The sequence below is a fragment of the Sphingobium terrigena genome, from assembly GCF_003591655.1.
Taxonomy (GTDB): Bacteria; Pseudomonadota; Alphaproteobacteria; order Sphingomonadales; family Sphingomonadaceae; genus Sphingobium; species Sphingobium terrigena.
Map to the genome: position 1 here is coordinate 89,859 of NZ_QVRA01000013.1, position 26,607 is coordinate 116,465.

A 26,607-nucleotide genomic window follows, 5' to 3' on the forward strand; every position below is an offset into this window, starting at 1 on the left:
GTAAAGCCGGGATTAACGATGTTTGTCAGCGATCCGGCAAGCTGTGCTGGCGGCTGGTCCACCACAGCCCGCCAAGGCTGATGAGCGCCGCCAAAGACATATAGAGGCCGACCAGCCCGACACCCTGCACGCCGATCAGCCAGGTGGCGACGATCGGGGCCAGCGCGCCGCCGATGATGCCACCCAGATTGAAGGCGAAGGATGCGCCGGTATAGCGCAGCTGGATCGGGAAGAGAGCGGGCAGATAGGCACCCAGCGGCCCGTAGATGAAGCCCATCATGAAGAGCGCAAGGCTGAGCGCCACGAAGATCGGCAGCAGCGCCCCGGTGCCGATCATCGGGCCAAAGACGAGCCCCATCACGACCGTGCCGACACAGCCCCAGGCAAGCGCGGTGGTGGGGGTGGTGCGGTCGGCCCACCAGCCGGCCAGGATGATGCTGGCCGCCATGAACAGGATCGCGCCCAGCTGGATGGCGAGGAAGATTTCCCGGTCGATCTTCAGCGCCGTGGTGCCGTAACCGAGCGCGAAGGCGGTGGCGATATAATAGACCGCAAAGCAGGCGGCGCAGGCGAAGGTGCCGGCAATCGCCGCGCCCAGATGCGACCTGAGCAAGGTGGCAAGCGGCACGGCAGGCGGCGGGGTTTCTTTCTGCGCGGCGGCAAATTCGGGCGTTTCGGTGAGCTTCAGGCGAACCCACAGCCCCAATATCACCAGCACCGCGCTGCCCAGGAAGGGCAAGCGCCAGCCCCAGGCCAGAAAATCCTCTTCGGTCAGCAGCGCGCCCAAAATCAGGAACAGGCCATTGGCGGCGATGAAGCCCACCGGGGCGCCAAGCTGCGGGAACATGCCAAAGCGCGCGCGCCAGCCGGGCGGGGCGTTCTCCACCGCCAGCAGCGCCGCGCCGCCCCATTCGCCGCCGAGGCCAAAGCCCTGGCCAAAGCGCAGCACGCACAGGATCAAAGGCGCCCAGTAACCGATCATCGCATAGGTGGGCAGGAATCCGATCAGCAGCGTGCAGCCGCCCATCAGCATCAGCGACGCGACCAGTGTCGCCTTGCGTCCGACGCGATCGCCATAATGGCCGAACACCGCCGCACCCACGGGCCGCGCGAAGAAAGCGAGGGCCAGGCTGCCATAAGAGGCCATCAACTGCGCCGTGGGCGAAGAGGAGGGGAAGAAGAGCGAGGGGAAGATCAGGCTGGCGGCGGTGGCGTAGATGTAGAAGTCGTAAAACTCCACCGCCGTGCCGACCAGACTGGCGGTCAGCACCCGCTTGTGCCGCCACATTTCGCCGATGCCGCTCATGTTCGTCATCTCTTGCCCCCTGATCAATCCAAATGCCGTCATTCCAGCGCAGGCTGGAATCCCTCTGACTTTGTCCCGCGCAACGAAGAAGCGGGATCCCGGCTTTCGCCGGGATGACGGGCGTTATCGCTTTCGTTTCTGGTTCAGCAGTTCATAGGCCATCACCGCCGTCGCCACCGCCGCGTTCAGGCTGTCGGCTTTGCCCAGCATCGGCATCTTGACCAGCAGGTCGCATTCCGCCTCGTAGAATTCCGGCAGCCCCTGCGCCTCATTGCCGACCAGCAGGAAGGACGGGCTGGCATAGCGCGGCTCCTGATAATCATGGGTAGCCTTCAGGCTGGTGCCGATCAGTTCGCCTGGACCCTGCCGCAGCCAGTGCATGAACTCGCCCCAACGCGCCTGGGTGATCGACTGGGTGAACAGCGCGCCCATGCTGGCCCGCACCGATTCGACCGAGAAGGGGTCGACGCAATCGTCGATCAGGATCAGCCCGCCAGCCCCCACCGCGTCGCCGGTGCGCAATATCGTGCCCAGATTGCCCGGATCGCGCAGCGATTGCGCGACGATCCAGATGTCGGCCTTGGTCCGGTCCAGTCGCTCCAGCGGGGTCAGCCGGTCGCGATAGACGCCGACCACGGCCTGCGCATTATCCTTGCCGCTGATCTTGGAGAGAATGTCGGCGGAGGTTTCTATCACGTCGCCGCCCGCCGCCTCCATCGCCGCGATCAGGTCTATCGCCAGCTTGTGGGTGGACCCGGCATGGAACAGCATTTCGGGCAGCACGCCTTCCTCGCGCGCTTCGGTCAGGATGCGCAGTCCTTCGGCCAGGAACAGCCCCTCGGCCTTGCGATATTTCTTTTCACGCAGCGATCGGACGCGCTTCACCAGCGGGTTGGAAAATCCGGTGATTTCGCGTGCCACGTTGCGTCTGTTCCCGATAGGCGGATGAAGCGGCTTCTCTACCGGCGGATTGCGTAAAAGGACAGGGGGGTTGGAACCGATGGGCTGCCCCATGGATTTGCCGCCCGATCTTGCTTACGGGGGTGAAATGACCACGCCGCATACCAGCCACACCCGCATCGAGGACGGATTCTTCCTCGGCCTCGTCATTCTGGTCACGATCGCCTTTGCGTTCGTGCTGGAACCATTTTTCGCCGCCGTGCTGTGGGGTGTCATCATCGCGGTGCTGTTCTGGCCGGTGAACCAGCGGATCGCGGCGCGGATGCCGGGCCATCGCAACAGCGCGGCGCTGCTGACGCTGTTGCTGATCATCGCCATCGTCATCATCCCGGCCATTTTCCTGTCGATCGCGCTGATCCAGGAAGCGGCGCATTTCTATGCGCAGATACAGTCGGGCAAGATCGACTTTGCCCGCATGTTCGCGCAGATGCAGGACGCCCTGCCCAATTGGGCGCATGGCGTGTTGCGGCGCATGGGGTTCAGCAATTTCGATGCGGCCCGCGTCACCGTGACGCGCGGCATCACCAGCAGCTTCCGCACGCTGGCGGGCCAGGCGCTGCTGATCGGGCAGAGCGCATTCAGCTTCATCGTCGCGCTGGGCGTGATGCTCTATCTCGCTTTCTTCCTGTTGCGTGATGGCGATCGGCTGGCGCAGCGTTTCGCCGAATCCGCGCCCCTGCGCGCGCATCAGCGCGAGGCGCTGCTGCGCCGCTTCGTCGTGGTGATCCGCGCCACGGTGAAGGGCAGCCTGGTCGTCGCCATCGTGCAGGGCTTTATCGGCGGGGTCATCTTCTGGATGCTGGGCATACAGGGTGCCTTGCTGTGGGGCGTGCTGATGGGTGCTTTCTCGCTATTGCCGGCCATCGGCGCGGCTTTGGTGTGGGCGCCGGTCGCGCTGTATCTGTTTGCCACCGGGGCAATCTGGCAGGGGGTGGTGCTGGTTGCGGCCGGGGCGCTGATCATCGGATCGGTCGACAATCTGCTGCGCCCGATACTGGTCGGCCGCGAAACGCGCATCCCCGACTATGTCGTGCTGATTTCGACGCTGGGCGGGATCGAGATGTTCGGCTTCAACGGCATCGTCATCGGCCCGGTGATCGCGGCGCTGTTCATCGCGACGTGGAACATCTTTACCCAGATGCGGCGCGAAGGCGAAGTGGGCGGCAACTGACACCTTCTCCCCACGGGGGAGAAGGATGCGCAGCCTTGCCGAACGCAGTGAGGTTAGGCGCAGTTGGAAGAGGGGGGCGCCGCCGGTGGCGCGTTTGCGAGAGGGCGGCACACCCTCTCCCAGCTTCGACTAGGCAGCACGCTGCCAAGTCTGCGCACCTCGGCCAGAGGCACGTGACTCTGGCCGACCCTCAAGGGAGAGGGGAGTAGCTCATTCCTCCCCGAACTTGTCCTCGACCAAACCCACCAGCTTGCCCAGCGAATCGACCGCTTCCGGCCCGGTCGCCTTGATGGTGATGCTGTCGCCCATGGCCGCGCCCAGCATCATCAGGCCCATGATCGACGTGCCGGTCACGTCGCTGCCATCCTTGCTGACGATGATGTCGGCGGGCAGGCCGCTTGCCAGGGTCACGAATTTGGCGCTGGCGCGGGCGTGGAGGCCGCGCTTGTTGCTGATAAGGACTTCCCGGCTGACTTCATTCATGTGGTGCTGCCCAACAGTTCCGATGCGACGCTGATATATTTCTGTCCCGCCTCCCGCGCGGCGGCGACGGCGGCTTTCACGTCCATCACCTTGCGCGCGCTTTCCAGCCGGATCAGCATGGGCAGGTTGATGCCCGCGATCACTTCGATCTCGCCTGCCTTGAGCAGCGAAATCGCCAGATTGGAAGGGGTGCCGCCGAACAGGTCGGTCAGCAATATGACGCCGCTGCCGTCATTGACGCGGGCGACCGCCGTGGCGATGTCCGCGCGGCGCAATTCCATGTCATCCTCCGGCCCGATGCAGATCGTTTCGATCTGCTGCTGCGGGCCGACGACATGTTCCATCGCGACGACGAATTCGGTCGCGAGCGACCCATGGGTGACGAGTACGAGTCCGATCATGTGCTTTTGCGGCCCACCTGCTTCATGATATTGCTTTCGGGCCTCCCGGTGGGCGCTTCTCCAGACTATCCTGTGGCGCCGATTCCATATTGCGGTGCGAGACCGTGGGCGAAAACCCCGCATCTTGCAAGTATCTGGCGACACGCTCGGCCACATGAACCGACCGATGCCGTCCCCCGGTGCAGCCAAACGCTACGGTAATATAGGCCTTTCCGGCTTCTGCGTAGCGCGGCAAGACGATTTTGAGCAGTTCCTCAATCTTGCCGACTGCCTCCTCATAGGCCGGATCGGCGACGATATAGGTGGCGACATCCGCGTCCTGCCCCGTTTTGGCCCGCAGCGTTTCGTCCCAATGCGGATTGCGCAGGAATCGCATGTCGAACATCAGGTCGGCGTTGCGCGGCATCCCGCGCGAAAAGCCGAAGGACAATATGGTCAGCACCGGGTCTGACAGGCGCTCACGCGAGAAACGGTCGCGGATTTCCTGTTGCAGGGCGTTGCTGGAGAAACTGGTGGTGTCGATCACCTGTGTGGCCCAGCGGCGCAGTGGTTCGGTCAGTTCGCGTTCGCGCGCAATCCCGTCGGCTGCCGGGCGATCGAGCGCCAGCGGGTGCCGCCGCCGCGTCTCGGCAAAGCGGCGCTCCAGTTCGGTGCCGGAGCAATCGAGGAACAATGTCTCGACATCATGGCCATGCTTGTCGCGCAGCGCCTTGATCCGCTGGACGATGGCATTGGCGTCGAACCCACGGGTGCGCGCGTCGATGCCCAGCGCCAGCGGCCGGTCGTCCGCACCGGCATGGCCAGCGGGCAGGGGGGTGTCGAGCAGCCGGTCGAGCAGGACGAGCGGCAGATTGTCCACCACCTCCCAGCCCATATCCTCCAGCGTTTTCAGCGCCGTGGTCTTGCCCGCGCCCGACAGGCCGGACAGGAGGAGGATAGACTTGGGATGGGACTGGGTCATGGCGTGCCTGATCCCTGACCCAGCGTCCGCAGCGCCAGTTCGACCTTGATCGGCGCGGAGGTTTCGAGCGGCGCGATCTTCACCACCCGCACGTCCATCCCCGCCACCGTGCGCATCAGCGGCTCCAGCGGCATCCGGTCCACCTTGTCGAACAGATCAACCAGCAGCGCGACCGGCACATCGGCGACATGCGGCATCGCCACGATGCCAAGCCCGCGCACCTCCATCTTGCCCATGATCGTCACGGGCGCGGTGGCGACCAACTGCCCGTCCACCCGCTTGACCAGCGTATAATCGTCGCTGATGAGCGTCGCCCCCCGGTCGATCAGCCGCAGCGCCAGGTCGGACTTCCCGATCCCGCTCACCCCGCACAACAAAACCGCGCGGCCACCAATGGCCACGCTGGTCGCATGAAGCGTCTCGGATGAAAGGGCGCGCGGCATATCTGTTCCGCTTGTAGAACAGTCTGGGGAAAAGTGGGAACGGGTTTTTGGGGGGTGGGGCGTGCCAGCGTGGGGCGGGGAGTCGTCAGTCTGTCTTCGCAGGATTAGAGGGCAGCACTAAGTCAAACAGTGCCACGCTGACACCGTCGCGCTCTCGCTCTGCTTTCACCATGATGTCATGGAGTGAAGCGTTTGCTTTCAAGCAATCAAGCTGTCCGTGTGCATCAAGCGGCAACGTGAGAGCGAAATAGCCGCCTTCTTCCCAAAAAGTTATAGATTGCGGAAGCAATCCACATTCTACCGCAAGGCTTTGCACATTGTCAGCCGCCTTCGATTGAGGTGCTTCACCGCATCCCACCGATATGCAGGCCAAAGACAGAGGCACCAAACGAAACATGCTTTAGCCTATAGAAGTTATCGCAATGGCCGCCAACGGTCACTTCTTTCCATTTACCACCACCGTCATCCTGACGAAAGTCAGGATCCATTGGCTCTACCACCGCGCAGGATCACGACCGTTGCGTGAATGGATCCCGGATCAAGTCCGGGATGACGGAGGAGGCGCGCGCATCTCTCAACACCGCCAAACAGAAAAAGGGCGGCACCTTGCGGCACCGCCCCATTATCCGCCAGCCCAAAGGTCAGCCGTTCAGCCCCGCATGAAGCGGAGCCTCCCGATTACTTGAGTTCGACGGTCGCGCCGGCTTCTTCAAGCTGCTTCTTGACCTTCTCGGCCTCTTCCTTGTTCACGCCTTCCTTGATCGCCTTGGGGGCCGACTCGACCAGGGTCTTGGCTTCGGTCAGGCCCAGGCCGGTGATGGCGCGGACTTCCTTGATGACGTTGATCTTCTTGCCACCGTCGCCGGTCAGGATCACGTCGAATTCGGTCTGCTCTTCAGCAGCCGGGGCAGCGGCAGCGGCCGGGCCGGCGACGGCGACGGCGGCAGCGGCGCTAACGCCCCACTTTTCTTCCAGCGCCTTCGACAGGTCGGCGGCTTCGAGGACGGTCAGGGCCGAAAGCTGTTCGACCAGTGCGTTGATGTCTGCCATGATATTTTTCCTTCTAAACGGGGTGAACCCCGCAATATGTTGAAACGATTACAGGAAGTTGGTTGCGACCGATCAGGCCGCTTCCTTCTCCGCATAGGCGTTGAAGACACGAGCGAGCTGCGAAGCCGGCGTCTGGATGACGGTAGCGAGCTTGGTTGCCGGCGCCTGGATGAGGCCGATAATCTTTGCACGCAGTTCGTCCAGCGAGGGCATCGATGCGAGCGCCTTGACGCCCTCTGCATCGAGCAGCACACCGCCCATTGCGCCGCCAACGATCTCAAGCTTGTCGTTGGTCTTGGCGAAATCGATCACCACCTTGGCGGCGGCGACCGGATCTGCCGAAGTGGCCAGCGCAACCGGGCCGGTCAGCATGGAGCTGATCGTTTCGTATTGCGTGTCCTTCAGCGCGATCTTGGCGAGCTTGTTCTTCGTAACCTTGTAGGACGCGCCCGCTTCGCGCATCTTCTGCCGCAGGACTGTCGACTGTGCGACGGTCATGCCCAGGTTGCGTGTGACCACGACAACACCCAGGTCGGCAAAAGTAGCGTTCAGCGTGGTGACGACCTCAGATTTCTGATTACGATCCATGCCATTCTCCACTTCATGTCCACCGGAAAGCCCGATGAACGGCAAAAACCCGCGTGCAAGCACACGGGATGTTAGTCCGAAGGGGAGAGATCGACTGGCCGTTCGTCCGTTTGAAGGAAGGCGGCAGACCCGAAACAGACCGTAATGGCCCGTCCGGTAAAGAACTTTTCCCCGTCTAGGCTGGACATTAAGAGGGGCAAATTCCCCTCACCAACTGTCTCGGACGGTGAACCCACAGGGGGTTCGCTGCGGGGCCATTAGCGGGGAAGGGCCGCGATGTCACGCGGAAATTCCTTACACCGTTCGCCCTGAGCGAAGTCGAAGGGTTCTGCCGAGCGAAGCGAGGTGCCTTCGCCTCCGCTCAGGTGAAGGCTTCGCCTTCGCTCAGCCCGAACGGATGATGCCTTAAACCCTGTCCGCCTGCACCACCGTGTCGAGCGCGCGCAGCGCTGACAATATCCGCATCAGATGCTGGGCGTCGGCGACTTCCAGGTCGATGATATCGGTGTGGAACGGGCCTTCGCGGTTGACCAGTTGCAGGTTGAGGATGTTCGCCTTGGTCGCGCCGAACACGTTGGTGACTGCCGCCAGCGCACCCGGCTGGTTCTTGACGATGACCTGCAACCGGGCTGTGCCGCCCTTGGACTTGCTGTCCCAGGACAGGTCGACCCAGTCGTCATCCTGCCCCGCCTCCAGCGTGCGACAGTCGATCGTATGGACCTCGATCGGCCCGCCGGTGCGGCGGATGCCGACGATGCGGTCGCCCGGCACGGGGTGGCAGCAATCGGACAGGCTGTAGGCGATGCCCGGCGTCAGGCCGCGAATGGAGATGGGCGCGTGCTGGCGCGGATGGGCTTCCTCCATCCCGGTGCCGGTGGTGGAGCCGGGGACCAGCGCCTCCATGACTTCCGAATCGAGCAGGCGATGGGTGGCGATGGCGACCATCAGTGCGGCGCGATCATCCAGTTTCAGCCGCTTGAGCGCGGCCTTGAGCGCCTTGTCGCCCAATTCGCTGGCAAGGTCGTGGGAGAAGCGGCCGACAATCTCCTCATAGAGTTTCTCGCCCAGCGCGACTTCCTCGCCGCGTTGCTTCTGGCGGATATAGCGGCGGATCGCCGCGCGCGCCTTGCCGGTGATGGCGAAGGTCAGCCAGCCGGGCTGCGGTTCCTGCCCCGCGGATTTGAGGATTTCGACCTGATCGCCATTTTCCAGAGACGTGCGCAGCGGCACGACCCGGCCGTTGACCTTCGCGCCGACCGTCTGGTTGCCCAGCGACGTATGCACCGCATAGGCGAAATCCACCGGGGTCGATCCCTTGGGCAGCTGGTGCAGTTCGCCCTTGGGGGAGAAAGCGAAGATGCGGTCCTGATACATGGCCATGCGGGTATGTTCGAGCAGCTCGTCCGCGTCCTGACTCTGTTCCAAAATCTCGACCAGATCGCGCAGCCATGCGGCATTCTGGTCGGTCGCGTCGCCCTTTTGCTTGTAGGCCCAGTGCGCCGCCAGCCCCAGTTCGGCGTCGTTGTGCATGTCGCGACTGCGCAACTGCACCTCGATCCGGGCATTGTCCTGATGGATGACGGTGGTGTGGAGCGAGCGGTAGCCGTTGCGTTTGGGGGTGGAGATATAATCCTTGAACCGGCCCGGCACCATTTTGAACGTCTGGTGGATGACGCCCAGCGCGCGGTAGCAGTCCGCCGTCGTCTCGGTAATCACGCGGAACGCCATCACGTCGGTTAGCTGTTCAAAGCTGATATGCCGCTCCTGCATCTTCTTCCAGATCGAGAAGGGATGTTTTTCGCGCCCCGACACGGTGACCGGGATGTTCGATCCGCCCAGCAGCAATTGCAGTTCCGCACCGATCCGGTCGACCTTGTCATGGCCGCCCTCCTTCAGCTGCTCCAGCCTTTTGGTGATGCTGGCATAGGCTTCCGGCTCGATCTCGCGAAAGGCCAGCAGCTGCATTTCGCGCATGAAATCATACATGCCGATCCGCTCGGCGAGCGGCGCATAGATATCCATCGTCTCCTTGGCGATGCGGCGGCGCTTGTCGGGATTTTTGATGAAGTGCAGCGTGCGCATATTGTGCAGCCGGTCGGCAAGCTTGACCAGCAGCACGCGAATATCGTCCGACATGGCGAGCAGGAATTTGCGCAGATTCTCCGCCGCCCGCTCATTTTCGGACATGGCTTCGATCTTGCTGAGCTTGGTCACGCCATCGACCATCCGCGCGACATCGGGGCCGAACGCGGCCTCTATCTCCTCATAGGTGACCAGCGTATCCTCGATCGTGTCGTGCAGCAGCGCGGTCACGATCGTCTGGTCGTCCAGCCCGAAATCGGTGAGGATGCCCGCCACCTCGATCGGGTGGCTGAAGTAAGGGTCGCCGCTGGCGCGCTTCTGGCTGCCATGCTTCTGGACCGAAAAGACATAGGCGCGGTTGATCATCGCTTCATCCGCATTGGGATCATAGCGTTTAACGCGCTCGACAAGTTCATACTGGCGTAACATCGTTTCCCGATTGTGTGGGAAGTGCCTTGCGGCGCAACAAAAAAATCCCATTTGCCCTAAATACACGGCGCTTTTGCAACTGCGCCCGCTTTGGGCTATCTAGTCATGATCATGAAACATAATCTGGCCCAGGATCTCGAACAATGTGCGCTTCCCGCCGCGCTGGAGGCGATGGGGGAACGCTGGTCCTTCCTCATCCTGCGTGGCGCCCTGTCGGGAATCCGCCATTTTGAGGAGTTTCAGTCGACGCTGGGCATCGCCCGCAACATATTGGCGAACCGTCTGGCCCGGCTGGTCGAAAATGGCATCATGCTGCGCCAACCGATGCAGTGCGACCGGCGCAAGGTGGAATATCGCCTGACCGAAAAGGGGCAGGCACTGGCCCCGGTCATGATCGCGCTGCGCCAGTGGGGCGAAAAATGGGGCTGCGGCACCGTGTCCTGTCAGGTGCTGGCCGACCGGCGCGATGGCCTGCCGATCCGCAAGGTCACGATACAGGCGCATGATGGCCGCGTGCTCGAACTGAGCGATCTGGTCTGGCTATGCCCGGATGAAGTCACGCCGATGGCGGAGGAACCCGCTGCCGCCGCCTGACGGGCAGGGGCAGCAGGGCCAAGGTCGGGACGGAATGGGCAGCGGCGGCTTCACCCGCCGCCTCAAATCGCCTAGACTGCCCGCAATGTCTGTTCATCCCTTCCAGCCCCAGCCCTTTTTCGCGGACAAGAATCGCGCTTTCTGGAACCTGCAGTCGCTCGGCTGGGCCGGCGCGTTCCTGCTGCGCGGATCGTCCACCATCGCCAATGGCCAGCCGCTGTCCAGCCTGGTCCCGGTCCTCATCTCCACCGTCACCGGCTATTCGGTGACGCTGCTGATCGCGGTGATGTTTCGCTTCCTGCTCAAGCAAAAGCCGATCATCACCTGGGGCGTATCGATCGTCACGGTGGTGGCGGCCGCCGCACTGGTCGCCTTCATCGACGCCTGGGTCTTTTCGACCCAGAACAAGGGCAGCGACACGGCGGGGCTGCAACTGTTTCTGGGCGCTTTCTACCTGTCGATGACGCTGCTGGGCGCATGGTCCGCGCTCTATTATGCCATCAATTTCTACCTGACGGTGGAGGAGCAGGCGGACCAGCTGCTCCATCTGGAAAATCAGGCGTCGAGCGCGCAGCTGGCGATGCTGCGCTATCAGCTCAACCCGCATTTCCTGTTCAATACATTGAACTCCATCTCCACGCTGGTGCTGCTCAAGCAGACCGACCGGGCGAACGCCATGCTGTCACGCCTGTCCTCCTTCCTGCGCTATACCCTCATCAACGAGCCGACCGCGCAGGTGACGATCGAGCAGGAGATTGAGACGCTCAAACTCTATCTGGAGATTGAGAAGATGCGGTTCGAGGACCGGTTGCGCCCGGTGTTCCTGATCGCCCCGGCGGTCGCGCAGGCGCGGCTGCCATCGCTGCTGCTCCAGCCGCTGGTCGAAAATGCGATCAAATATGCCGTCACGCCCAAGGAGGAGGGCGCGGAAATATCGGTCAGCGCGCAGCCTGCCGGTGAAAATGTGCGGATCGTCGTATCCGACAGCGGGCCGGGATTGAATGAAGGCGCAATGAAGCCACACATTGCCGTCAGTGAAGGGACGGGCGTTGGCCTGCCGAACATCCGGGACCGGCTCATTCAGGCCTTCGGGGAACGACAGAGCTTTGAAACACGTTCAAGTCCCAGTGGTTTTTCGGTGATCATCGAAATTCCGCTTAATCTGGAAGATTCATCGAAAGTGGCCGCATGACGATCAGAACAATCCTCGTCGACGACGAAAGCCTGGCGACCCAAGGGCTTATGCTGCGTCTGGAAGCGCATGAGGATGTCGAAATTATCGAAACCTGCAACAATGGGCGCGAAGCGATCCGCGCCATCAAGACCCATAAACCCGACCTTGTGTTCCTCGATATCCAGATGCCCGGCTTTGACGGTTTTTCCGTCGTGCAGGGGATTATGGAAGTCGAGCCGCCGCTCTTCATCTTCGTCACCGCCTATATGGATCATGCGATTCGCGCGTTCGAGGCGCAGGCGGTCGATTATCTGCTAAAGCCCGTGGAGGAAGGCCGTCTCGCCGACGCGCTCGACCGGGTGCGCCTGCGCCTGTCGGACAAGCGGCAGGTGCAGGAAGCGGAGAAATTGCGTGAGGTGCTGGCCGAAGTCGCCCCCCAGGCGATGAGCGATTTTAATTCGGCGGACGAAGAAGGCCCGGCCTCCAACCGTTTCGAGAAACTCATCAACATCAAGGATCGCGGCCAGATTTTCCGCGTCGACGTCGATTCGATCGAGCGGATCGACGCCGCGGGCGACTATATGTGCATCTACACCGCCGACAACTCGCTGATCCTGCGCGAAACGATGAAGGATCTGGAAAAGCGCCTGGACCCCCGCAATTTCCAGCGCGTCCATCGCTCCACCATCGTCAATTTGAGCCAGGTCAAGCAGGTCAAGCCGCATACCAACGGCGAGTGTTTCCTGGTGCTGGAATCGGGCGCACAGGTGAAGGTCAGCCGCTCCTACCGCGACGTGGTGGCGCGGTTCGTTCATTGACCTGAACTGACGTGTTCCCGCCTGCGCGGGAACACGGCTTATGTGGCGATATCCTCAAACAGGTCGCGCCACGTTGGGTTCATTTCCTCGATCATGCGCAGCTTCCACTTGCGCTCCCATTTCTTCATCCGCAACTCGCGCTGGCGCGCTTCCTGAATGTCGTCATAGGCTTCGTACCACACCAGCAATCGACAGCGATATTTGGCGCTGAATTCACCGCCAAAGCCGTTGCGATGCTGCCACGCCCGTTGGACAAGATCGCTGGTCACGCCAAGATAAAGCGTCCCGTTCTGGCTGCTTGCCATCAGATAGACGTAACCGTGTCTAGTCATGCCGAAATGATATCGTGTTCCCGCGCAGGCGGGAACCCAGTGCAGAGGGCGGAACTAGGCTCCCGCCTTCGCGGGAGCACGCTGTTTCAAAATCGCCCAATGGGCTACTTGAACACCCATTGCCGGTTCAGCCCGAACATCACCGCGGGCGTTACGAAGATCATCGCCGGGATCGGCGACCATTCGGGCCAGCCCATATGGGTCACGCACAGCCACACCCACAGGGCATTGAGCGCATAGCTGACCAGCGACACCGCGACGAAGCGAAACCCCCGCGCTGCCGCCTTGTCGCGGGTGCCGTGGCCGCGGAAGGTGAAGGCGCTGTGGCTGACATAGCCGATCACCACCGCTGCGCCATAGCCGACCAGATTGGCCAGTTGCGGGTGCAGCCCGGCCAGCGCCGCAAGGCTCCAGTAGATGCTTGCCTGACATGCGGTGACGAACAGGCCAGTCACGCCATAGCGGACGATTTGCCAGAACAGCGCGCGATGTTGCGGTGAAAGTCGGTTGATGATGGCCATGGTCCCCGTTGCGCTTTGCCACGGCTCGTTTAGGGGGCAAGGATGAGCTTGAAAAGCGCCGATGCCCTGCGCGCGCGGGTGACCCATATCCTGCCCCCCTTGCTGGCGTGGAGCGCGCGGCACTGGAAGTGGCTGACCTTCCTGATCTGGATCGTCATTGCGGTCGCCATGGTCACGACTCGCTGGCCCGCGATCCACTGGCTGGTGCTGAGCGATACGGACGACAATATCCGCTATGTGCAGGTGAAGGACTGGCTGGCGGGGCAGGGCTGGTATGATTTGCGCCAGTATCGGCTCGATCCGCCGGGCGGCGCGAATATCCACTGGTCGCGGCTGGTCGATATCCCGATCGCCGGGCTGATCCTCTTCTTCCGCGCCTTTGTCGATCAAGGGCTGGCCGATCGGCTGGCCTGCGGTATCGCGCCGCTGCTCCCGCTCTTGCTGTTGATGCTCAGCCTTGGCTTTATCGGGCGACGGCTGGCCGGGCCGCATGGCTGGCTGCTGGCGGCGCTCGCCCCGCTAGCCGCGCAGATGGGGCTGGGCATGTATGCGCCGATGCGGATCGACCATCATGGCTGGCAACTGGCGCTGGCGGTGACGATGCTGGCCGGGGTCATCGACACCAACCGGCTGCGCGGCGGGGTGATGGCCGGGGTCAGCAGCGCGCTGTCGATCGCGATCGGCATGGAGATGATCGTCTATCTGGCGGCGGGCGGCGGCCTCATTGCGCTGCGCTGGGTGTTTCGCGAAGGGGCGGAGCGGCGGATGCTGCCCTATGCGCTGAGTTTGGGCGGCGCGACTTCGCTCTGCTACTTGCTGTTCGCCAGCTATGCCAACGCTTCACAAGTGTGCGATGCGATCTCGCCGATCTGGGTGGCGGTGTTCGGCGCAGCGTCGGCGGGTATGGTGCTGCTCTCGCTCGCCCCGTTACGCGGCTGGGCGATGCGGCTGGCGGCAGGGATGGTTGTCGGCGGTGCGGTCGCGGCCTTCTTCTGGTTGAACTGGCCGCAATGCCTCAGCCCCTATCAGATTTCGCCCGAACTTCAGCGGCTCTGGCTTGCCAATATCCGCGAGGCCAAGCCGATCACGGCGCAGGCGCAGAGCATGGTCGTGCCGCTGCTGGCGATCCCGGTTGCGGGGCTGATCGGCCTGATCTGGGCCTTGTGGGATGCGCAGCGCGACGCTGAGCGGCTTTGGGCCTGGGCGACCGTGGGCCTGATGATGCTCTTTTCCACCGCTTTGCTCTTCTGGCAGCTGCGGGCTGGCCCGGCGGCGCAATTGCTGGCGATCCCGCCCGCCGCCTGGGCCGCGCACCGGCTGATCGGCGCTATCTTTACCGGCACGCGCCGGGTGCGAATCGCGGCGGGGGCAGGGGTGGCGCTGCTGGCGGCGATTGCCTGCGCCTATCCGCTCTATCCGCAGGCGGTGAGGCTGTATCAGGAGGCGGCGGGGACGAAGCCCAAACCCTGGCGCCCCTCCGCCATCGCCCGCAACGATGCGATCAAGAAAGCGAATGGCCGTTGCCGCACGCTACCCGCGCTCGAAGTGCTGGACCAGTTGCCGCCTGCCACCATCTTCACCATGGTCGATCTCGGCCCGCGCCTGATTGCCACGACCCATCATAGCGCGCTGGCCGGTCCCTATCATCGCAACGGCGCGACGATCCTGGACATCCACCACGCCTATGACGGCCCCGCCGACGCCTTCCGGCCGATCGCGGCGCGGCATCATGCGACCTATTTGCTGGTCTGCCCCAATTTCCCCGAAGGCACGATCTACCAGTCGCGCAGCCCGCGCGGTTTCTATGCGGACCTGATGCGGGGGACGATACCGGGTTGGCTGGTGCCGGTGGCACTGAACAGCGGCATGACATTGCCCTATCAGCTCTACCGCATCGATTATTCAGCGTCGGGCAGCAAAAAAGTCCCTGAGCAGCGCTGAGGCTTCGGCTTCGGCCAATCCGCCATAGACTTCGGGACGGTGCAGGCATTGCGGCTGGGCGAACAGCCGTGGCCCTTGCTCGATAGCCCCGCCCTTGGGATCGCCCACGCCATAATAGAGCCGCGCGATCCGGGCGTGGGAAATCGCCCCCGCGCACATCGGGCAGGGCTCCAGCGTCACCCACAGGTCGCAGCCGGTCAGGCGGAAATCGCCCAGATGGATCGCCGCCGCCCGCATCGCGACGATTTCGGCGTGGGCGGTGGGATCATGGTCGCGGCGGTTGCGATTTTCGCCCTCGCCGATGATGACGCCATCTTTGGTCACGACCGCGCCGATCGGCACCTCGCCCGCCGCCTCCGCCGCGCGGGCAAGGGCCAGCGCACGGCGCATGGGGTCGGGCAAGGGAAAGGGTGAGGACATGACATCCCCGCCCTTACAGCATCTTGCCCTTCATGCGAACTTACGGCTTCTTGACCTCGACCGTCGGCACTTCGACCGTCTCGTTGCGGGTGCCGACCTCGACCTTGGCGACATTCGCCTCATATTTCGGCAGCGCGCCTTGCTTGACGGCGATTTCGGGCAGGCGTCCGTCCTGCGTTTTTTGCAGGTCGATGAAGCCGGTGGCGATGCCGCCAGCCAGCACGAGCAAGATGATGATCAACAGCCCACCAATGAATCGCATTTCAACCTCCCATATGTTACGGGGCCACAACGCTTCGCCGTGCAAAAGGGTTGCGACCGGCCGTGCGGCGGGTTGACGGCCAGCGGGAATCCCGTTATCGGCGCGGCTTTCCGAACGAACCCGAACTACAAGGTTTATTGATTATGTCGCGCATTTGCGAGCTGACCGGCAAGGGTCGCCAGGTGGGTCACAATGTTTCCCACGCCAATAACAAGACCAAGCGGGTGTTCCTGCCCAACCTTCAGAATGTTTCGCTGATCTCCGAAACGCTGGAAGCCAGCTTCAAACTGCGCGTATCGACCCATGGTCTGCGTTCGGTCGAACATAATGGCGGTCTGGACAACTGGCTGGTCAAGACCAGCGACGACAAGCTGTCGCTCAAGGCCCGTCGCCTGAAGCGCGACATCGTCAAGAAGCAGGCTGCCGCAGCCGCCTGATTTCTCGATTCGTTTCGGCATAAAAAGCGGCCTGGCGACAGGCCGCTTTTTTGCGTTGCGCACCCCTCCCGCAAGCGGGAGGGGCAGCGAGACTTGGGCGCGCAGCGCCTTAGTCGCAGCGGGGTGGGCCAACGCCACGCTGCGCAAGCCCACCCCCTAGCCCCCTCCCGCAAGCGGGAGGGGGAACAAGGCCGAACAGCGTGGTCACTCCACCCAATCCAGCCCGAATTTCAGCAATAAGGTCCGCTGGAAAAACTCGTGATTGTCGTCGGACACGACCCACAGGATCGTCCGTCCGTCCTCGAGGCTCACCGCCAGCCCCTCGAAATTATCGGCCAGCAGCGGCGGGGCGAGGCGGGCGAGGGTGCGGGCTTTCAACTCCATGCCTGGCTCCAGCCGTTCGGGCAGATCGACGATCGCGATGGTGGCGGTGAACAGCTCCTGCAAGGTCAGGCGGCGATTGAGGACCAGCAGATGCCGTGCATCCAGCGCCACCGCATCGGTCGGGCGATAGCCCTGCGGCGGGGTGTAGCGCAGGTGGATCGGATCGGCGGTATCCCGCTCGGCGGGGTCGCCCGGAAACAGCAGCACGTCATGACGACCATCGGGCGTCATCCCCATCTCGCCAATCGCAATGAAACGGCCATCGGGCAGGCGGCTGAGCGATTCGATCGATCCGGTCGGGGGCCATGCCATGATCTGGGGCCAGGTCCGGCACGCCTCGATCCGCGCAAAGCCGGGCGCATAGCGGCAGATCGCTTGTTGCAACTCGAACCCCACCCAATAGCGGTCGCTCAGCGGATCATGGGTCAGCGATTCTGAATCCCATGCCCACCAGGGACGATCGCGGTCCTGTGGCCGGATGGGCAGGGGGGCGATGAAGGGGCGGCGGCGCGCCTCTCCCGGCCCGACATGCAGTCCCATCAATATGCCGGAGTCGCTCAGCGCCAGCACATCACCGGGGGACGACACCAGCAGCGCCGATATGCCGCCAAAGCCCGGATTGGCGCTGCGCAATTCCCAGCCGCCCAGATAGTCGAGCAAGCCCACCTGCCGCAGCGCCGGATCGCTCGTACTGAGCGGCAGCGCGCGCGCGGCGACCAGCAAAGCGCCGGGCTGCACCGCTTCGGGCTTGCTGTTGTGCGGGGCTGGCAGCAGCAGGATGGCAAGCGCCAGGACGATCAGGATTCGCGACATTCCCTTCGCCATAGGATAATATCAGCCAGGACGCAGCAAGGCGTTGTCAGCTTGGAAATGCGCCTTCGGCGCATCCGCACCGGCCCTCACCCCCACCCGACCGCCCACAGAGTGTATCCTGAATGGGAGGTCGGGTGGGGGTGAGGGCCGGTGCGGGACTGGAGACCAACTCTTAACAATGGCTGTCAGCCCCATTCAGGGTCGGCTCAAGGCGAATCACCCATAAGAGGTTCATCACTGGCGAAACCCGTCTCTGGGAAGCGCCGACGAAAAGACGAATTTTGGAAGGAGCAACGCCATGAAGATGAAGTTTCTGATCAATATGGGAGCCGCTCTGGCGATGGGCGCTGCTTCGCTGGCCGTGACCGCAACCCCGGCCATGGCCCGTGACGGCTATTATCGCGGTTATGACCGTGGCGATTATTATGGCGATCGTGGCTATCGCGGATATCGGGGTGACCGTGGCTATCGCGGCGACGGTGGCTATTATCGCGGCAATGACCGCTATTATCGCAGCAACGCCTATCGTGGCGGCTATCGCGATCGCGGTGGCTATCGTTGCCGGGACAATGGCACGGGCGGCACCATCATCGGTGCGATTGCCGGTGGCCTGCTGGGCAATGAAGTCGGCAAGGGTTCGGGCCGCTATGGCCGTCGCGGTGACGGCACGACCGGCGCGATCATCGGCGCAGGCGTAGGCGCTCTCGCCGGCCGGGCGATCGACCGCAACTGCTAAAAGCTGGCGCAAGTGAGATTGTGTTCCCGCGCAGGCGGGAACCCAGTTCCGTCCTCTCAACTGGGTTCCCGCCTGCGCGGGAACACTCAGTGCTGAATTGGCTAACGCACCAAGTAAAAAGGCCGTCTCATCCGGGGCGGCCTTTTTGCGTCAGGGCTTTGGCTCCGGCTGCGGGGCAACCCGGCCACGATCGGCCCCTGCCGCCGTTTTGGCGGCGGGATTAAGGCCCGCGTCGCCGCTCTGCGCTGCGCCGGCGCGCGCGTCGAGCATGGCCGCTGCATCATTGAGCGCGCTGGCTTCACTGGCGCTGACCCCGCCGACGCCATCGGGCGATCCCGAACCGCAGGCGGTCAGTGGCAGCAGCGCAGCGGCGATGAAGAAGGTGCGGATCATCGGTCAGTCCCCAATCAAACGGCGATTATACTCGCTGCAAGCCCCGTAAAAATCCTCCCCTGCAAGGGGAGGGGGACCGGCGGAGCCGGTGGAGGGGTGTCGCCCTATCGAGAGGGTGACACCCCTCCGTCTGGCCTGCGGCCATCCACCTCCCCTTGCAGGGGAGGATGGACGTTGTTCGACACGCAAAAATAGAAAAGGGGCCGCCCCGTGCCCGGCGCGACCCCTTCCCGAAATTCCAAAAGCCCGTCTGGACTTACATCGCGTTCGCGACGTTGTTGGTCGCGTTCGACGCAGCGTTGGCGGCGTTGTCGGCAGCGTTCAGCGCGGCGTTCATGGCGTTGTCGGCAGCGTTCGACGCGTTCTCAGCCGAGTTGGCGGCGTTGTTGGCGGCGTTTTCCGCGCCACCCGAACAGGCGGCCAGGCCGAGCGAAGCAGCAAGAACGAGCGAAAGAGCGATAGACTTGGTCATGGGCAGAAACCCCTCTCTGAGAATAAAAACGGTGCAGACCACTCTCGGAGAAAAGCTCACCCCCCATTGCGCCTGCGCGTTGATTCGTAATGCTTTGGTTGATGCAAGGCAATCCCATTCCTGCAATCGGGGTAGGAAGCGGGGCGCTTTTGTTCGCAGTTGCGGAAAATATGCGGCCATTGACGCATATAAAGATTTCTTTATATGATGCGACCATGCACACGGCACTCGATATTTTCCGGGCACTTGGCGACCCGACGCGGCTGCGCATCATCCATTTGTTGCGGGCGATGGAGCTGGCCGTGGGGGAGATTGCGCAGGTCGTCGGGCAAAGCCAGCCGCGCGTATCGCGCCATGTCCGCATCCTGGCGGAAGCGGGCCTTGTCGAGCGGCGCAAGGAAGGCAATTGGGTGTTCCTGCGGCTGGGCAAGGGTGATGATGTCGTGCCGTTCCTGTCGTTGTTTGACCGCCTGACCCCGTCGGATAGCGAAACATTATGGCAGGCGGCTGATCTGGCGCGACTGGCGGCGGTGCGGGCGGACCGGGCGCGCGCGGCGGAGGACTATTTTGCCGACCATGCCGAGGAATGGGACGCAATCCGCTCGCTCCATGTGGCGGAAGCGGACGTCGAGGCGGCGATGACCGCGCTGCTGGGGCGTGAACCGATCGGCCATCTGCTCGACATCGGCACCGGTACGGGCCGCATGATCGAATTGTTCGGCGGCGCGGCGCAGGCTGTAACGGCGATCGACCGCAGCCCGGACATGCTGCGGCTGGCGCGGGCCAAGCTGCCCGCCGATGCGGGCGACAAATATGCGCTGCTGCTGGGCGATTTTGGTGCTTTGCCGCTGGAGCCGGGCAGCGTCGATACCGTCCTGCTGCATCAGGTGCTGCATTATGCGCAGGTGCCGGAACAGGTGATCGGCGAGGCGGCCCGCGTCACGGCGATCGACGGCCGGGTGCTGATCGCGGATTTCGCGCCGCATGAGCGGGAAGAATTGCGCGTGCGCGATCAACATGCGCGGCTGGGCTTTTCCGACGAGCAAATGGAAGGCTGGTTCGCAGCAGCGGGCCTGCAACTGGAACGGGTGGACACTTTGCCTGGCCATGAATTGACGGTGCAACTGTGGCTGGGGCGACGCAAGCAAGCGCCTGTCCAGCAGCAAGAAGGACGGATTTCCGCATGACTTTGAACGATCCCGTCGCCCCGCTCTATGCGGACCTTGCGGGCGACTGCCATGTCAGCTTTGAATTTTTCCCGCCCAAGACGGAGAAGATGGAAGCCCAACTCTGGTCGGCGATCGAGACGCTCACGCCGCTCCAACCCAAATTCGTGTCGGTCACCTATGGCGCGGGCGGATCGACCCGCGAGCGCACGCATAATACGGTCGCCCGGATCGCGCGGGAAACCCCGCTGGCGGCTGCGGCGCACCTGACCTGCGTGGGAGCGAGCAAGGCCGAGATTGGCGAGATTGCCGACGCCTATTGGGACGCGGGCGTGCGCCATATCGTCGCGTTGCGCGGCGATCCGCCGGAAGTGGGCGGCACATTCGAGCCGCACCCGGACGGGTATAAGGGTGCTGCCGAACTGGTCGAAGGGCTGATGCAGCGTCATCCGTTCGAAATTTCGGTGTCGGCCTATCCCGAAGTCCATCCCGAAGCGGCCAGCGCGCAGAGCGACCTTGATAATCTGAAGCGCAAGCTGGACGCCGGGGCGACCCGCGCGATTACCCAATTCTTCTTCACCCCCGACGCCTATTTCCGCTTCCTCGACAAGACATTGGCGGCGGGCATCACGGCGGACATCGTGCCGGGCATCATGCCGGTCAGCAATTTCGCCGCGACGCAGCGTATGGCGGCAATGTGCAATACGCAGGTGCCCAGCTGGATGGGCCGCCTGTTTGAAGGGCTGGACGATCATCCCGCCTCGCGCCAGCTGGTGTCGGCGACGATCGCGGCGGAATTGTGCCGCAGCCTCTATGGCGGCGGCGTGCGCGACTTTCATTTCTACACGCTCAACCGCGCGGAGCTGAGTTTTGCGATCTGCCATTTGCTGGGCTTGCGGGCGAACATATCATTGGAGACAGCAGCATGAGCGCTGAACAGACATTGCGCGCGCTGGCCGCGGACAAGATTCTGATCTTCGACGGTGGCTATGGCACGTCGATCCAGAAACATGGCCTGACCGAAGCGGATTATCGCGGTGATCTCGATCTGCCGAAGGACCAGAAGGGCAATAACGACCTGCTCTGCCTGACCCGCCCCGACATCGTGGAAGGCATCCACACCGCCTATCTGGACGCGGGCGCAGACATGATCGAGACCAACACGTTCAGCTCGACCAAGATCGCGATGGCCGATTATGGCTGCGAACATCTGGTGTGGGACATCAACATCGCCGCCGCCAAGCTGGCCCGTAGCGCGTGCGAGAAGGCAACCGCGAAGGACGGCAAGCCGCGCTTCGTCTGTGGCTCGATCGGTCCGACCAACAAGACGCTGTCCATCTCCCCCGACGTCAACGACCCCGCCTTTCGCGAGGTCGATTATGATACGCTGAAAGCCGATTATCGCGAGCAGTGCGACGCGCTGATCGCGGGCGGGGTCGATTTCCTGCTGGTCGAAACCTGCTTCGATACGCTGAACGCCAAGGCAGCGGGCATGGCCGCGCGCGAGGCGGAGGAGGCGGCGGGCCGCTCCGTGCCGCTGATGCTCAGCTTTACCATCACCGACATGTCGGGCCGCAACCTGTCCGGCCACACGATCAACGCCTTCTGGTATTCGCTGCGCCATTTGAAGCCGCTGACCATCGGCGTGAACTGCGCGTTCGGCGCGGACCTGCTGCGGCCCTATCTGGCCGAGCTATCGAAAAATGCCGACACGCTGATCCTGGCCTATCCCAATGCGGGCCTGCCCAATGAACTGGGCCAATATGACGAACTGCCCGCCACCACCGCGCGACTGATCCGCGAATGGGTGGATGAAGGGCTGGTCAACATGGTCGGCGGCTGCTGCGGCACGACGCCCGCGCATATCGGCGCGGTGGCGAAGGCGCTGGACGGGCATAAGCCGCGTGTCGTGCCGGAATTGCCGGTCGTCACGCGGTTGGCGGGCCTCGAACCGATGCACATCGCCGCCTAGTTCCCCTCCCTTCAGGGAGGGGTTAGGGGAGGGCATGTGCGCTCCCCGCCTGACCTGACAGACCCTCCCCCGACCCCTCCCGCAAGCGGGAGGGGAGAGAGTATGAAAATGACCACCAAATCCACCGCCACCTTCGTCAATATCGGTGAACGCACCAACGTCACCGGATCGGCCAAGTTCAAGAAGCTGATCATGGCGGGCGATTACGCCACCGCCATCGACATCGCGCGTGAGCAGGTGGAGAACGGCGCGCAGATCGTCGACGTCAACATGGACGAGGGGCTACTCGACGCGGTCGAGGCGATGACCACCTTCCTGAAACTCATGACGTCGGAACCGGACATCAGCCGCGTGCCCGTGATGATCGACAGCAGCAAATGGGAGGTCATCGAAGCCGGCCTCAAATGCGTGTCCGGCAAGCCGATCGTCAATTCGATCAGCATGAAGGAGGGCGAGGAGGCCTTCCTGTTCCACGCCCGCAAATGCATGGCCTATGGCGCCGCCGCCGTCATCATGGCCTTCGACGAAACGGGGCAGGCGGACACCAAGGAACGCAAGGTCGAAATTTGCGAGCGCGCCTACAAGCTGCTGATGACCATCGGCTTCCCGCCGGAGGACATCATCTTCGACCCCAATATCTTCGCGGTCGCGACGGGGATCGAGGAGCACAACAACTACGGCGTCGACTTCATCGAGGCGTGCAAGGAGATCAAGGCCCGCTGCCCGCATGTCCATATCTCCGGCGGCCTGTCGAACCTCAGCTTCTCCTTTCGCGGCAACGAACCCGTCCGCCGCGCGATGCACAGCGTGTTCCTCTACCACGCCATCCCCGCTGGCCTCGACATGGCGATCGTCAATGCGGGCCAGCTCGACGTCTATGACACGATCGACCTCGAACTGCGCACCGCGTGCGAGGATGTCGTCCTCAACCGCGATCCTGAAGCGGGCGACCGCCTGGTCACGTTGGCGGAAAAATATCGCGGCACTGACGCGGTGGCGGACAAAGCCGCCGAAGCCTGGCGCAGCTGGCCGGTCGCCAAGCGGCTGGAACATGCGCTGGTCAAGGGCATCGACATGTATGTGGTCGATGATACCGAGGAGGCCCGCCTGACCGCCGAAAAGCCGATCCATGTGATCGAAGGCCCGCTGATGGACGGCATGAACGTCGTTGGCGACCTGTTCGGCGCGGGCAAGATGTTCCTGCCCCAGGTGGTCAAATCCGCCCGCGTCATGAAGAAGGCGGTCGCCCATCTGCTCCCCTATATCGAGGCGGCCAAGGAACCGGGCGCCAAGGGCAAGGGCAAGATCATCATGGCCACGGTCAAGGGTGACGTCCATGACATTGGCAAGAATATCGTCGGCGTCGTCCTCCAGTGCAACGGCTTTGAAGTCGTCGACATGGGCGTGATGGTCCCCTGGCACGACATCATCAAGGCCGCGAACGATCATGACGCAGACATGATCGGCCTGTCGGGCCTCATCACCCCTTCGCTGGACGAAATGGTGACGGTTGCCACCGAAATGCAGCGCGCGGGCATGACCATGCCGGTGCTGATCGGCGGCGCGACCACCTCCAAAGTCCATACCGCGCTGCGCATCGACCCCGCTTATACCGGCCCGGTCATCCATGTGCTGGATGCCAGCCGCGCGGTCGGCGTGGCGACGGCGCTCGTGTCCGAAACCCAGCGGGATGATTTCGTCCAGAAAACCAAGGATGATTATGAGCATGTCCGCGTCGCCCGCGCGAACAAGGGGCAGAGCGCGCTCGTGCCGCTGGAGGACGCCCGCGCCAATGGGTTCGAGATTGACGAAAGCCTCAAAGCCCCGCGCCCGCGCCTGCCCGGCGTCCATCGCTTCCCCGACTGGGATCTGAAGGACCTGATCCAATATATCGACTGGACGCCCTTCTTCCGCGCCTGGGAACTGGCGGGCAATTATCCTGCGATCCTGACCGATCCGGTGGTGGGCGAAAGCGCCTCCAGCCTGTTCGCCGATGCGCAGGCGATGCTGGACCGGATCGTCACCGAAAAATGGCTGGTCGCGCGCGGTGTCGCGGGCCTGTGGCCCTGCCGCCGCGAAGGCGACGACATCATCGTCCATGTCGAGGATGAGAAGCACTATACCCTGCCGATGCTGCGTCAGCAGATCCAGAAGCGCGAAGGCCGGGCCAATATGTGCCTCGCCGACTTCATCAGCCATGATGGCGACTGGATGGGCGGCTTTGCCGTCGGGATGCACGGCATCGAACCGCATCTGGCCCGGTTCAAGGCCGCGATCGATGACTATTCGGACATTCTTTTGAAAGCCCTGGCCGATCGTTTGGCCGAAGCCTTCGCCGAACGCCTCCACCATTATGTCCGCACCGCGCTCTGGGGCTATGCGGAAGGGGAGCAGCTGACCAACGAAGCCCTGATCAAGGAACAATATCGCGGCATCCGCCCGGCACCGGGCTATCCGGCCTGCCCGGAACATAGCCTCAAGACGATCCTGTTCGAGATGCTGGATGCCCACCACGCGACCGGCATTACGCTTACCGAAAGCTTCGCCATGCTGCCCACCGCCGCCGTCAGCGGCTTCTATTTCGGCCACCCCCAATCGGAATATTTCGGCGTGGCGCGGGTCGGCCGCGATCAGCTGGAGGAATATGCTGTGCGGCGGGGGATCGATATTGATACGGCGGAGCGGTATTTGAGGCCCAACCTCGATTAGGCGCGCCAAAACAGGCGCTTGTTGCGCCCGGCGCAATATTCTACACCGCCCCCGCGCCGATGGCATGCATCGGCATGGGGGGGATATTTTATGAAGCCGAGAGCCATCATCCTGGGTGCCTGCGCCCTGTTTCTTGCCGCACCCGCCATCGCCGGGGACCAGGACTTCACCCTGTTCAACAAGACTGGCTACGACATTGCCGAAGTCTATGTCTCGCCCGCCTCGGCCAAGGCCTGGGGCGACGATGTGATGGAAGACGAAGTGCTGGAGGACACAGCCTCTGTGCCCATTTCCTTCAACGCAAAGAACGACATCTGCAATTACGACCTCAAGGTCGTCTTCACCGACGGCGACGAAGCCTATTGGACCAATTTCGACCTCTGCACGATCAGCAAGATCCAGATCTTCTGGAACGCCAAGACGCAGAAGGCGACCGCCAAGTGGGAATGACCCGGAGGGGTTGAGGGGCAGCGAGGATTTGCCTTGCTGGCCCCATCTGCATGTCGACCTGCCCAGCTTCGCTTGCCTTCGGCTCAGCACCCATCGGCAGCTCAACGCGTCGGTTTTTGGCCGAATTACGTCAAAAAATCGGACTTGAGGTGGACACATTCTCCGCCTTGCGTAACCATGGCTTCAGCAATAACCACGTCTCACGATTGCGCCTGATAACGAGGAATAGCGATGAAGTGGCTTGGGGGCATAATTACCTCACTAATCCTATTAGGCCTTAGCACGATATTCGTCGCCTATCTTCAGCCTATTGTGAGGGCTATCGCGCCTGAAGATGGTTTGAAGGCTGAAGTAGAATTATCGCGTTGGCAGGCGCGGCCTGAAAAAGGCGAGACAATCACGGAAAAGCATAGCGATGAAAAAATGATTTCGGACGCCCGGCGTGATTCTTTTCTTCTTAGGGATTTTTACGATTTCGCTGCAGTAACAATAGATAATCCATCGTCAAAGGTTGTTGAGAACATTAGGATAAGATTTTCTGATGGAAGCGGTAGAGACGGATTGATCGTTAGCGATGACGGTTTAACCAAAATGACGTTGAAAGACGCTGAAGATTTCAAAATTCCGAATATGAAGCCTGGAGATCGCGTAAAAGTCTTCTTTTGGGGAGAGCGACAATTTCCGAAAGTTTTGGTTTCAGATCAAATGAAAACGTTTTCATCTTCCGGGCCGTTCGTTACGAAATTCTCTGCTCCGAGCGACAATTATTACTTTGAAACCGAAGATAGCCCGTTTTTCAAGTTCGTTGATAATTGGGCGGGATTGGCAATCGGATCAATTTTCGCTTTGACGATATTTTTCATGGGGATTGGTCTTCATTTAAACGAAAAGTATTACAAGAGACTTTTGAGTGATGATACGTTCTACACTTCGGAGAAGGATCGCTATGAGGTTGACCCTAAAAAGTTCACGCCCACCATAAGTGAGTGAGGCTCCTGCTGAGCAGCGTCTTTTGGGGTCGTGTCCCACGGGGTGGTGTAGGAACCGTCGATCCACGGCAGGATCGGGTTCGGGTCAGGCGGCCAGAGCTGGCAGGCTGACGATTGGGTTATGGCTCACCGAGCCGATTGTTTCCAGCG

Annotated in this window: 30 protein-coding genes; 13 read left to right on the plus strand and 17 right to left on the minus strand. The window is 62.4% G+C overall.

The annotated features are described in order from the left end of the window. Positions 1-25: 25 nt before the first annotated feature. Together D0Z70_RS15040 and D0Z70_RS15045 are read right to left on the minus strand one after the other, a co-directional pair. A complete protein-coding gene (locus D0Z70_RS15040) occupies positions 26-1,306 on the minus strand; it encodes an MFS transporter (protein WP_119747910.1) in 1,281 nt (426 codons plus the stop codon). A 123-nt stretch (positions 1,307-1,429) separates the two neighbouring features. Further along, positions 1,430-2,227, minus strand: a complete 798-nt coding sequence (locus tag D0Z70_RS15045) for a TrmH family RNA methyltransferase (protein WP_119747912.1) — start codon at positions 2,225-2,227, stop codon at positions 1,430-1,432. A 127-nt stretch (positions 2,228-2,354) separates the two neighbouring features. On the opposite strand from D0Z70_RS15045, the gene D0Z70_RS15050 reads away from it, so the two are divergent. Further along, a complete protein-coding gene (locus tag D0Z70_RS15050) occupies positions 2,355-3,437 on the plus strand; it encodes an AI-2E family transporter (RefSeq protein WP_119747914.1) in 1,083 nt (360 codons plus the stop codon). Positions 3,438-3,647: 210 nt separating this feature from the next. On the opposite strand, the gene D0Z70_RS15055 is transcribed toward D0Z70_RS15050, so the two are convergent. The 8 genes from D0Z70_RS15055 to D0Z70_RS15090 form a co-directional block, all read right to left on the minus strand. After that, the gene (locus tag D0Z70_RS15055) at positions 3,648-3,920 is read right to left on the minus strand and encodes an HPr family phosphocarrier protein (RefSeq protein WP_119747854.1); all 273 of its coding nucleotides are present in this window, start codon (positions 3,918-3,920) and stop codon (positions 3,648-3,650) included. After that, complete coding sequence (locus D0Z70_RS15060; RefSeq protein ID WP_119747856.1) at positions 3,917-4,321, minus strand: PTS sugar transporter subunit IIA; 405 nt, start codon at positions 4,319-4,321, stop codon at positions 3,917-3,919. The genes D0Z70_RS15055 and D0Z70_RS15060 overlap by 4 nt, the downstream gene beginning before the upstream one ends. A gap of 22 nt (positions 4,322-4,343) precedes the next feature. Continuing rightward, complete coding sequence (gene rapZ, locus D0Z70_RS15065; RefSeq protein ID WP_119747858.1) at positions 4,344-5,282, minus strand: RNase adapter RapZ; 939 nt, start codon at positions 5,280-5,282, stop codon at positions 4,344-4,346. Next, a complete protein-coding gene (locus D0Z70_RS15070; RefSeq protein ID WP_119747860.1) occupies positions 5,279-5,725 on the minus strand; it encodes an HPr kinase/phosphorylase in 447 nt (148 codons plus the stop codon). Before D0Z70_RS15070 ends, rapZ begins: the two co-directional genes overlap by 4 nt. A gap of 85 nt (positions 5,726-5,810) precedes the next feature. After that, positions 5,811-6,122, minus strand: a complete 312-nt coding sequence (locus D0Z70_RS24650) for a hypothetical protein (protein ID WP_147418772.1) — start codon at positions 6,120-6,122, stop codon at positions 5,811-5,813. A 281-nt stretch (positions 6,123-6,403) separates the two neighbouring features. Continuing rightward, complete coding sequence (rplL, locus tag D0Z70_RS15080; RefSeq protein ID WP_006956160.1) at positions 6,404-6,775, minus strand: 50S ribosomal protein L7/L12; 372 nt, start codon at positions 6,773-6,775, stop codon at positions 6,404-6,406. A 72-nt stretch (positions 6,776-6,847) separates the two neighbouring features. Beyond that, positions 6,848-7,363 (minus strand): 50S ribosomal protein L10, encoded by a 516-nt coding sequence (rplJ, locus tag D0Z70_RS15085; RefSeq protein ID WP_006956162.1) that lies wholly within the window; start codon positions 7,361-7,363, stop codon positions 6,848-6,850. Between the two features lie 405 nt (positions 7,364-7,768). Continuing rightward, a complete protein-coding gene (locus D0Z70_RS15090; protein WP_119747864.1) occupies positions 7,769-9,874 on the minus strand; it encodes a RelA/SpoT family protein in 2,106 nt (701 codons plus the stop codon). Between the two features lie 111 nt (positions 9,875-9,985). Here D0Z70_RS15090 and D0Z70_RS15095 point away from each other — a divergent pair, with 111 nt between their 5' ends. The 3 genes from D0Z70_RS15095 to D0Z70_RS15105 all read left to right on the plus strand — a co-directional run bounded on the left by D0Z70_RS15095 (position 9,986) and on the right by D0Z70_RS15105 (position 12,460). Further along, on the plus strand, positions 9,986-10,468 hold the full coding sequence (locus D0Z70_RS15095) for a winged helix-turn-helix transcriptional regulator (protein WP_119747916.1): 483 nt from the start codon (positions 9,986-9,988) through the stop codon (positions 10,466-10,468). Positions 10,469-10,553: 85 nt separating this feature from the next. Further along, positions 10,554-11,660 (plus strand): sensor histidine kinase, encoded by a 1,107-nt coding sequence (locus D0Z70_RS15100; RefSeq protein ID WP_119747866.1) that lies wholly within the window; start codon positions 10,554-10,556, stop codon positions 11,658-11,660. Continuing rightward, a complete protein-coding gene (locus D0Z70_RS15105; RefSeq protein ID WP_119747868.1) occupies positions 11,657-12,460 on the plus strand; it encodes a LytR/AlgR family response regulator transcription factor in 804 nt (267 codons plus the stop codon). The genes D0Z70_RS15100 and D0Z70_RS15105 overlap by 4 nt, the downstream gene beginning before the upstream one ends. A gap of 38 nt (positions 12,461-12,498) precedes the next feature. Here D0Z70_RS15105 and D0Z70_RS15110 read toward each other — a convergent pair whose 3' ends face one another. Both D0Z70_RS15110 and D0Z70_RS15115 read right to left on the minus strand, forming a co-directional pair. Further along, positions 12,499-12,792: a GIY-YIG nuclease family protein gene (locus D0Z70_RS15110; RefSeq protein ID WP_119747870.1), complete on the minus strand. Its 294-nt coding sequence runs from the start codon at positions 12,790-12,792 to the stop codon at positions 12,499-12,501. A 104-nt stretch (positions 12,793-12,896) separates the two neighbouring features. Next, complete coding sequence (locus tag D0Z70_RS15115; protein WP_119747872.1) at positions 12,897-13,313, minus strand: GtrA family protein; 417 nt, start codon at positions 13,311-13,313, stop codon at positions 12,897-12,899. Between the two features lie 42 nt (positions 13,314-13,355). Between D0Z70_RS15115 and D0Z70_RS15120 the strand changes: the two genes are divergently transcribed. Then, complete coding sequence (locus tag D0Z70_RS15120; RefSeq protein ID WP_119747874.1) at positions 13,356-15,254, plus strand: hypothetical protein; 1,899 nt, start codon at positions 13,356-13,358, stop codon at positions 15,252-15,254. On the opposite strand, the gene D0Z70_RS15125 is transcribed toward D0Z70_RS15120, so the two are convergent. Both D0Z70_RS15125 and D0Z70_RS15130 read right to left on the minus strand, forming a co-directional pair. After that, positions 15,216-15,674, minus strand: a complete 459-nt coding sequence (locus tag D0Z70_RS15125) for a nucleoside deaminase (protein WP_119747876.1) — start codon at positions 15,672-15,674, stop codon at positions 15,216-15,218. The genes D0Z70_RS15120 and D0Z70_RS15125 overlap by 39 nt on opposite strands. Before the next feature lie 40 nt (positions 15,675-15,714). Beyond that, positions 15,715-15,936 carry a hypothetical protein gene (locus D0Z70_RS15130; protein WP_119747879.1) on the minus strand — a complete coding sequence of 74 codons (222 nt, stop codon included), beginning with the start codon at positions 15,934-15,936 and terminating at the stop codon, positions 15,715-15,717. 143 nt (positions 15,937-16,079) lie between these two features. Here D0Z70_RS15130 and rpmB point away from each other — a divergent pair, with 143 nt between their 5' ends. Further along, on the plus strand, positions 16,080-16,373 hold the full coding sequence (gene rpmB / locus D0Z70_RS15135) for a 50S ribosomal protein L28 (RefSeq protein ID WP_119747881.1): 294 nt from the start codon (positions 16,080-16,082) through the stop codon (positions 16,371-16,373). A 204-nt stretch (positions 16,374-16,577) separates the two neighbouring features. Here the strand turns inward: rpmB and D0Z70_RS15140 are convergent, their stop codons facing one another. Beyond that, on the minus strand, positions 16,578-17,570 hold the full coding sequence (locus D0Z70_RS15140) for an esterase-like activity of phytase family protein (RefSeq protein ID WP_119747918.1): 993 nt from the start codon (positions 17,568-17,570) through the stop codon (positions 16,578-16,580). A gap of 298 nt (positions 17,571-17,868) precedes the next feature. Here D0Z70_RS15140 and D0Z70_RS15145 point away from each other — a divergent pair, with 298 nt between their 5' ends. Next, positions 17,869-18,306: a glycine zipper 2TM domain-containing protein gene (locus D0Z70_RS15145; protein WP_119747883.1), complete on the plus strand. Its 438-nt coding sequence runs from the start codon at positions 17,869-17,871 to the stop codon at positions 18,304-18,306. 150 nt (positions 18,307-18,456) lie between these two features. On the opposite strand, the gene D0Z70_RS15150 is transcribed toward D0Z70_RS15145, so the two are convergent. Next, positions 18,457-18,699 (minus strand): hypothetical protein, encoded by a 243-nt coding sequence (locus tag D0Z70_RS15150; RefSeq protein WP_119747885.1) that lies wholly within the window; start codon positions 18,697-18,699, stop codon positions 18,457-18,459. Positions 18,700-18,955: 256 nt separating this feature from the next. After that, a complete protein-coding gene (locus D0Z70_RS15155; protein ID WP_119747887.1) occupies positions 18,956-19,171 on the minus strand; it encodes a circumsporozoite protein in 216 nt (71 codons plus the stop codon). 215 nt (positions 19,172-19,386) lie between these two features. Here D0Z70_RS15155 and D0Z70_RS15160 point away from each other — a divergent pair, with 215 nt between their 5' ends. From D0Z70_RS15160 to D0Z70_RS15185, 6 genes are all read left to right on the plus strand, one after another. Beyond that, positions 19,387-20,358 carry an ArsR/SmtB family transcription factor gene (locus D0Z70_RS15160; RefSeq protein ID WP_119747920.1) on the plus strand — a complete coding sequence of 324 codons (972 nt, stop codon included), beginning with the start codon at positions 19,387-19,389 and terminating at the stop codon, positions 20,356-20,358. Then, positions 20,355-21,266 carry a methylenetetrahydrofolate reductase gene (gene metF / locus D0Z70_RS15165; protein WP_119747889.1) on the plus strand — a complete coding sequence of 304 codons (912 nt, stop codon included), beginning with the start codon at positions 20,355-20,357 and terminating at the stop codon, positions 21,264-21,266. The genes D0Z70_RS15160 and metF overlap by 4 nt, the downstream gene beginning before the upstream one ends. Further along, positions 21,263-22,309, plus strand: coding sequence for a homocysteine S-methyltransferase family protein (locus D0Z70_RS15170; protein ID WP_119747891.1), 1,047 nt, complete (start codon positions 21,263-21,265; stop codon positions 22,307-22,309). Before metF ends, D0Z70_RS15170 begins: the two co-directional genes overlap by 4 nt. A 108-nt stretch (positions 22,310-22,417) precedes the next feature. Continuing rightward, the gene (gene metH / locus D0Z70_RS15175) at positions 22,418-25,018 is read left to right on the plus strand and encodes a methionine synthase (protein ID WP_119747893.1); all 2,601 of its coding nucleotides are present in this window, start codon (positions 22,418-22,420) and stop codon (positions 25,016-25,018) included. Positions 25,019-25,108: 90 nt separating this feature from the next. Next, positions 25,109-25,468, plus strand: coding sequence for an argininosuccinate lyase (locus D0Z70_RS15180; RefSeq protein WP_119747896.1), 360 nt, complete (start codon positions 25,109-25,111; stop codon positions 25,466-25,468). A gap of 231 nt (positions 25,469-25,699) precedes the next feature. After that, on the plus strand, positions 25,700-26,458 hold the full coding sequence (locus tag D0Z70_RS15185) for a hypothetical protein (protein WP_119747898.1): 759 nt from the start codon (positions 25,700-25,702) through the stop codon (positions 26,456-26,458). Positions 26,459-26,607 lie beyond the last annotated feature (149 nt).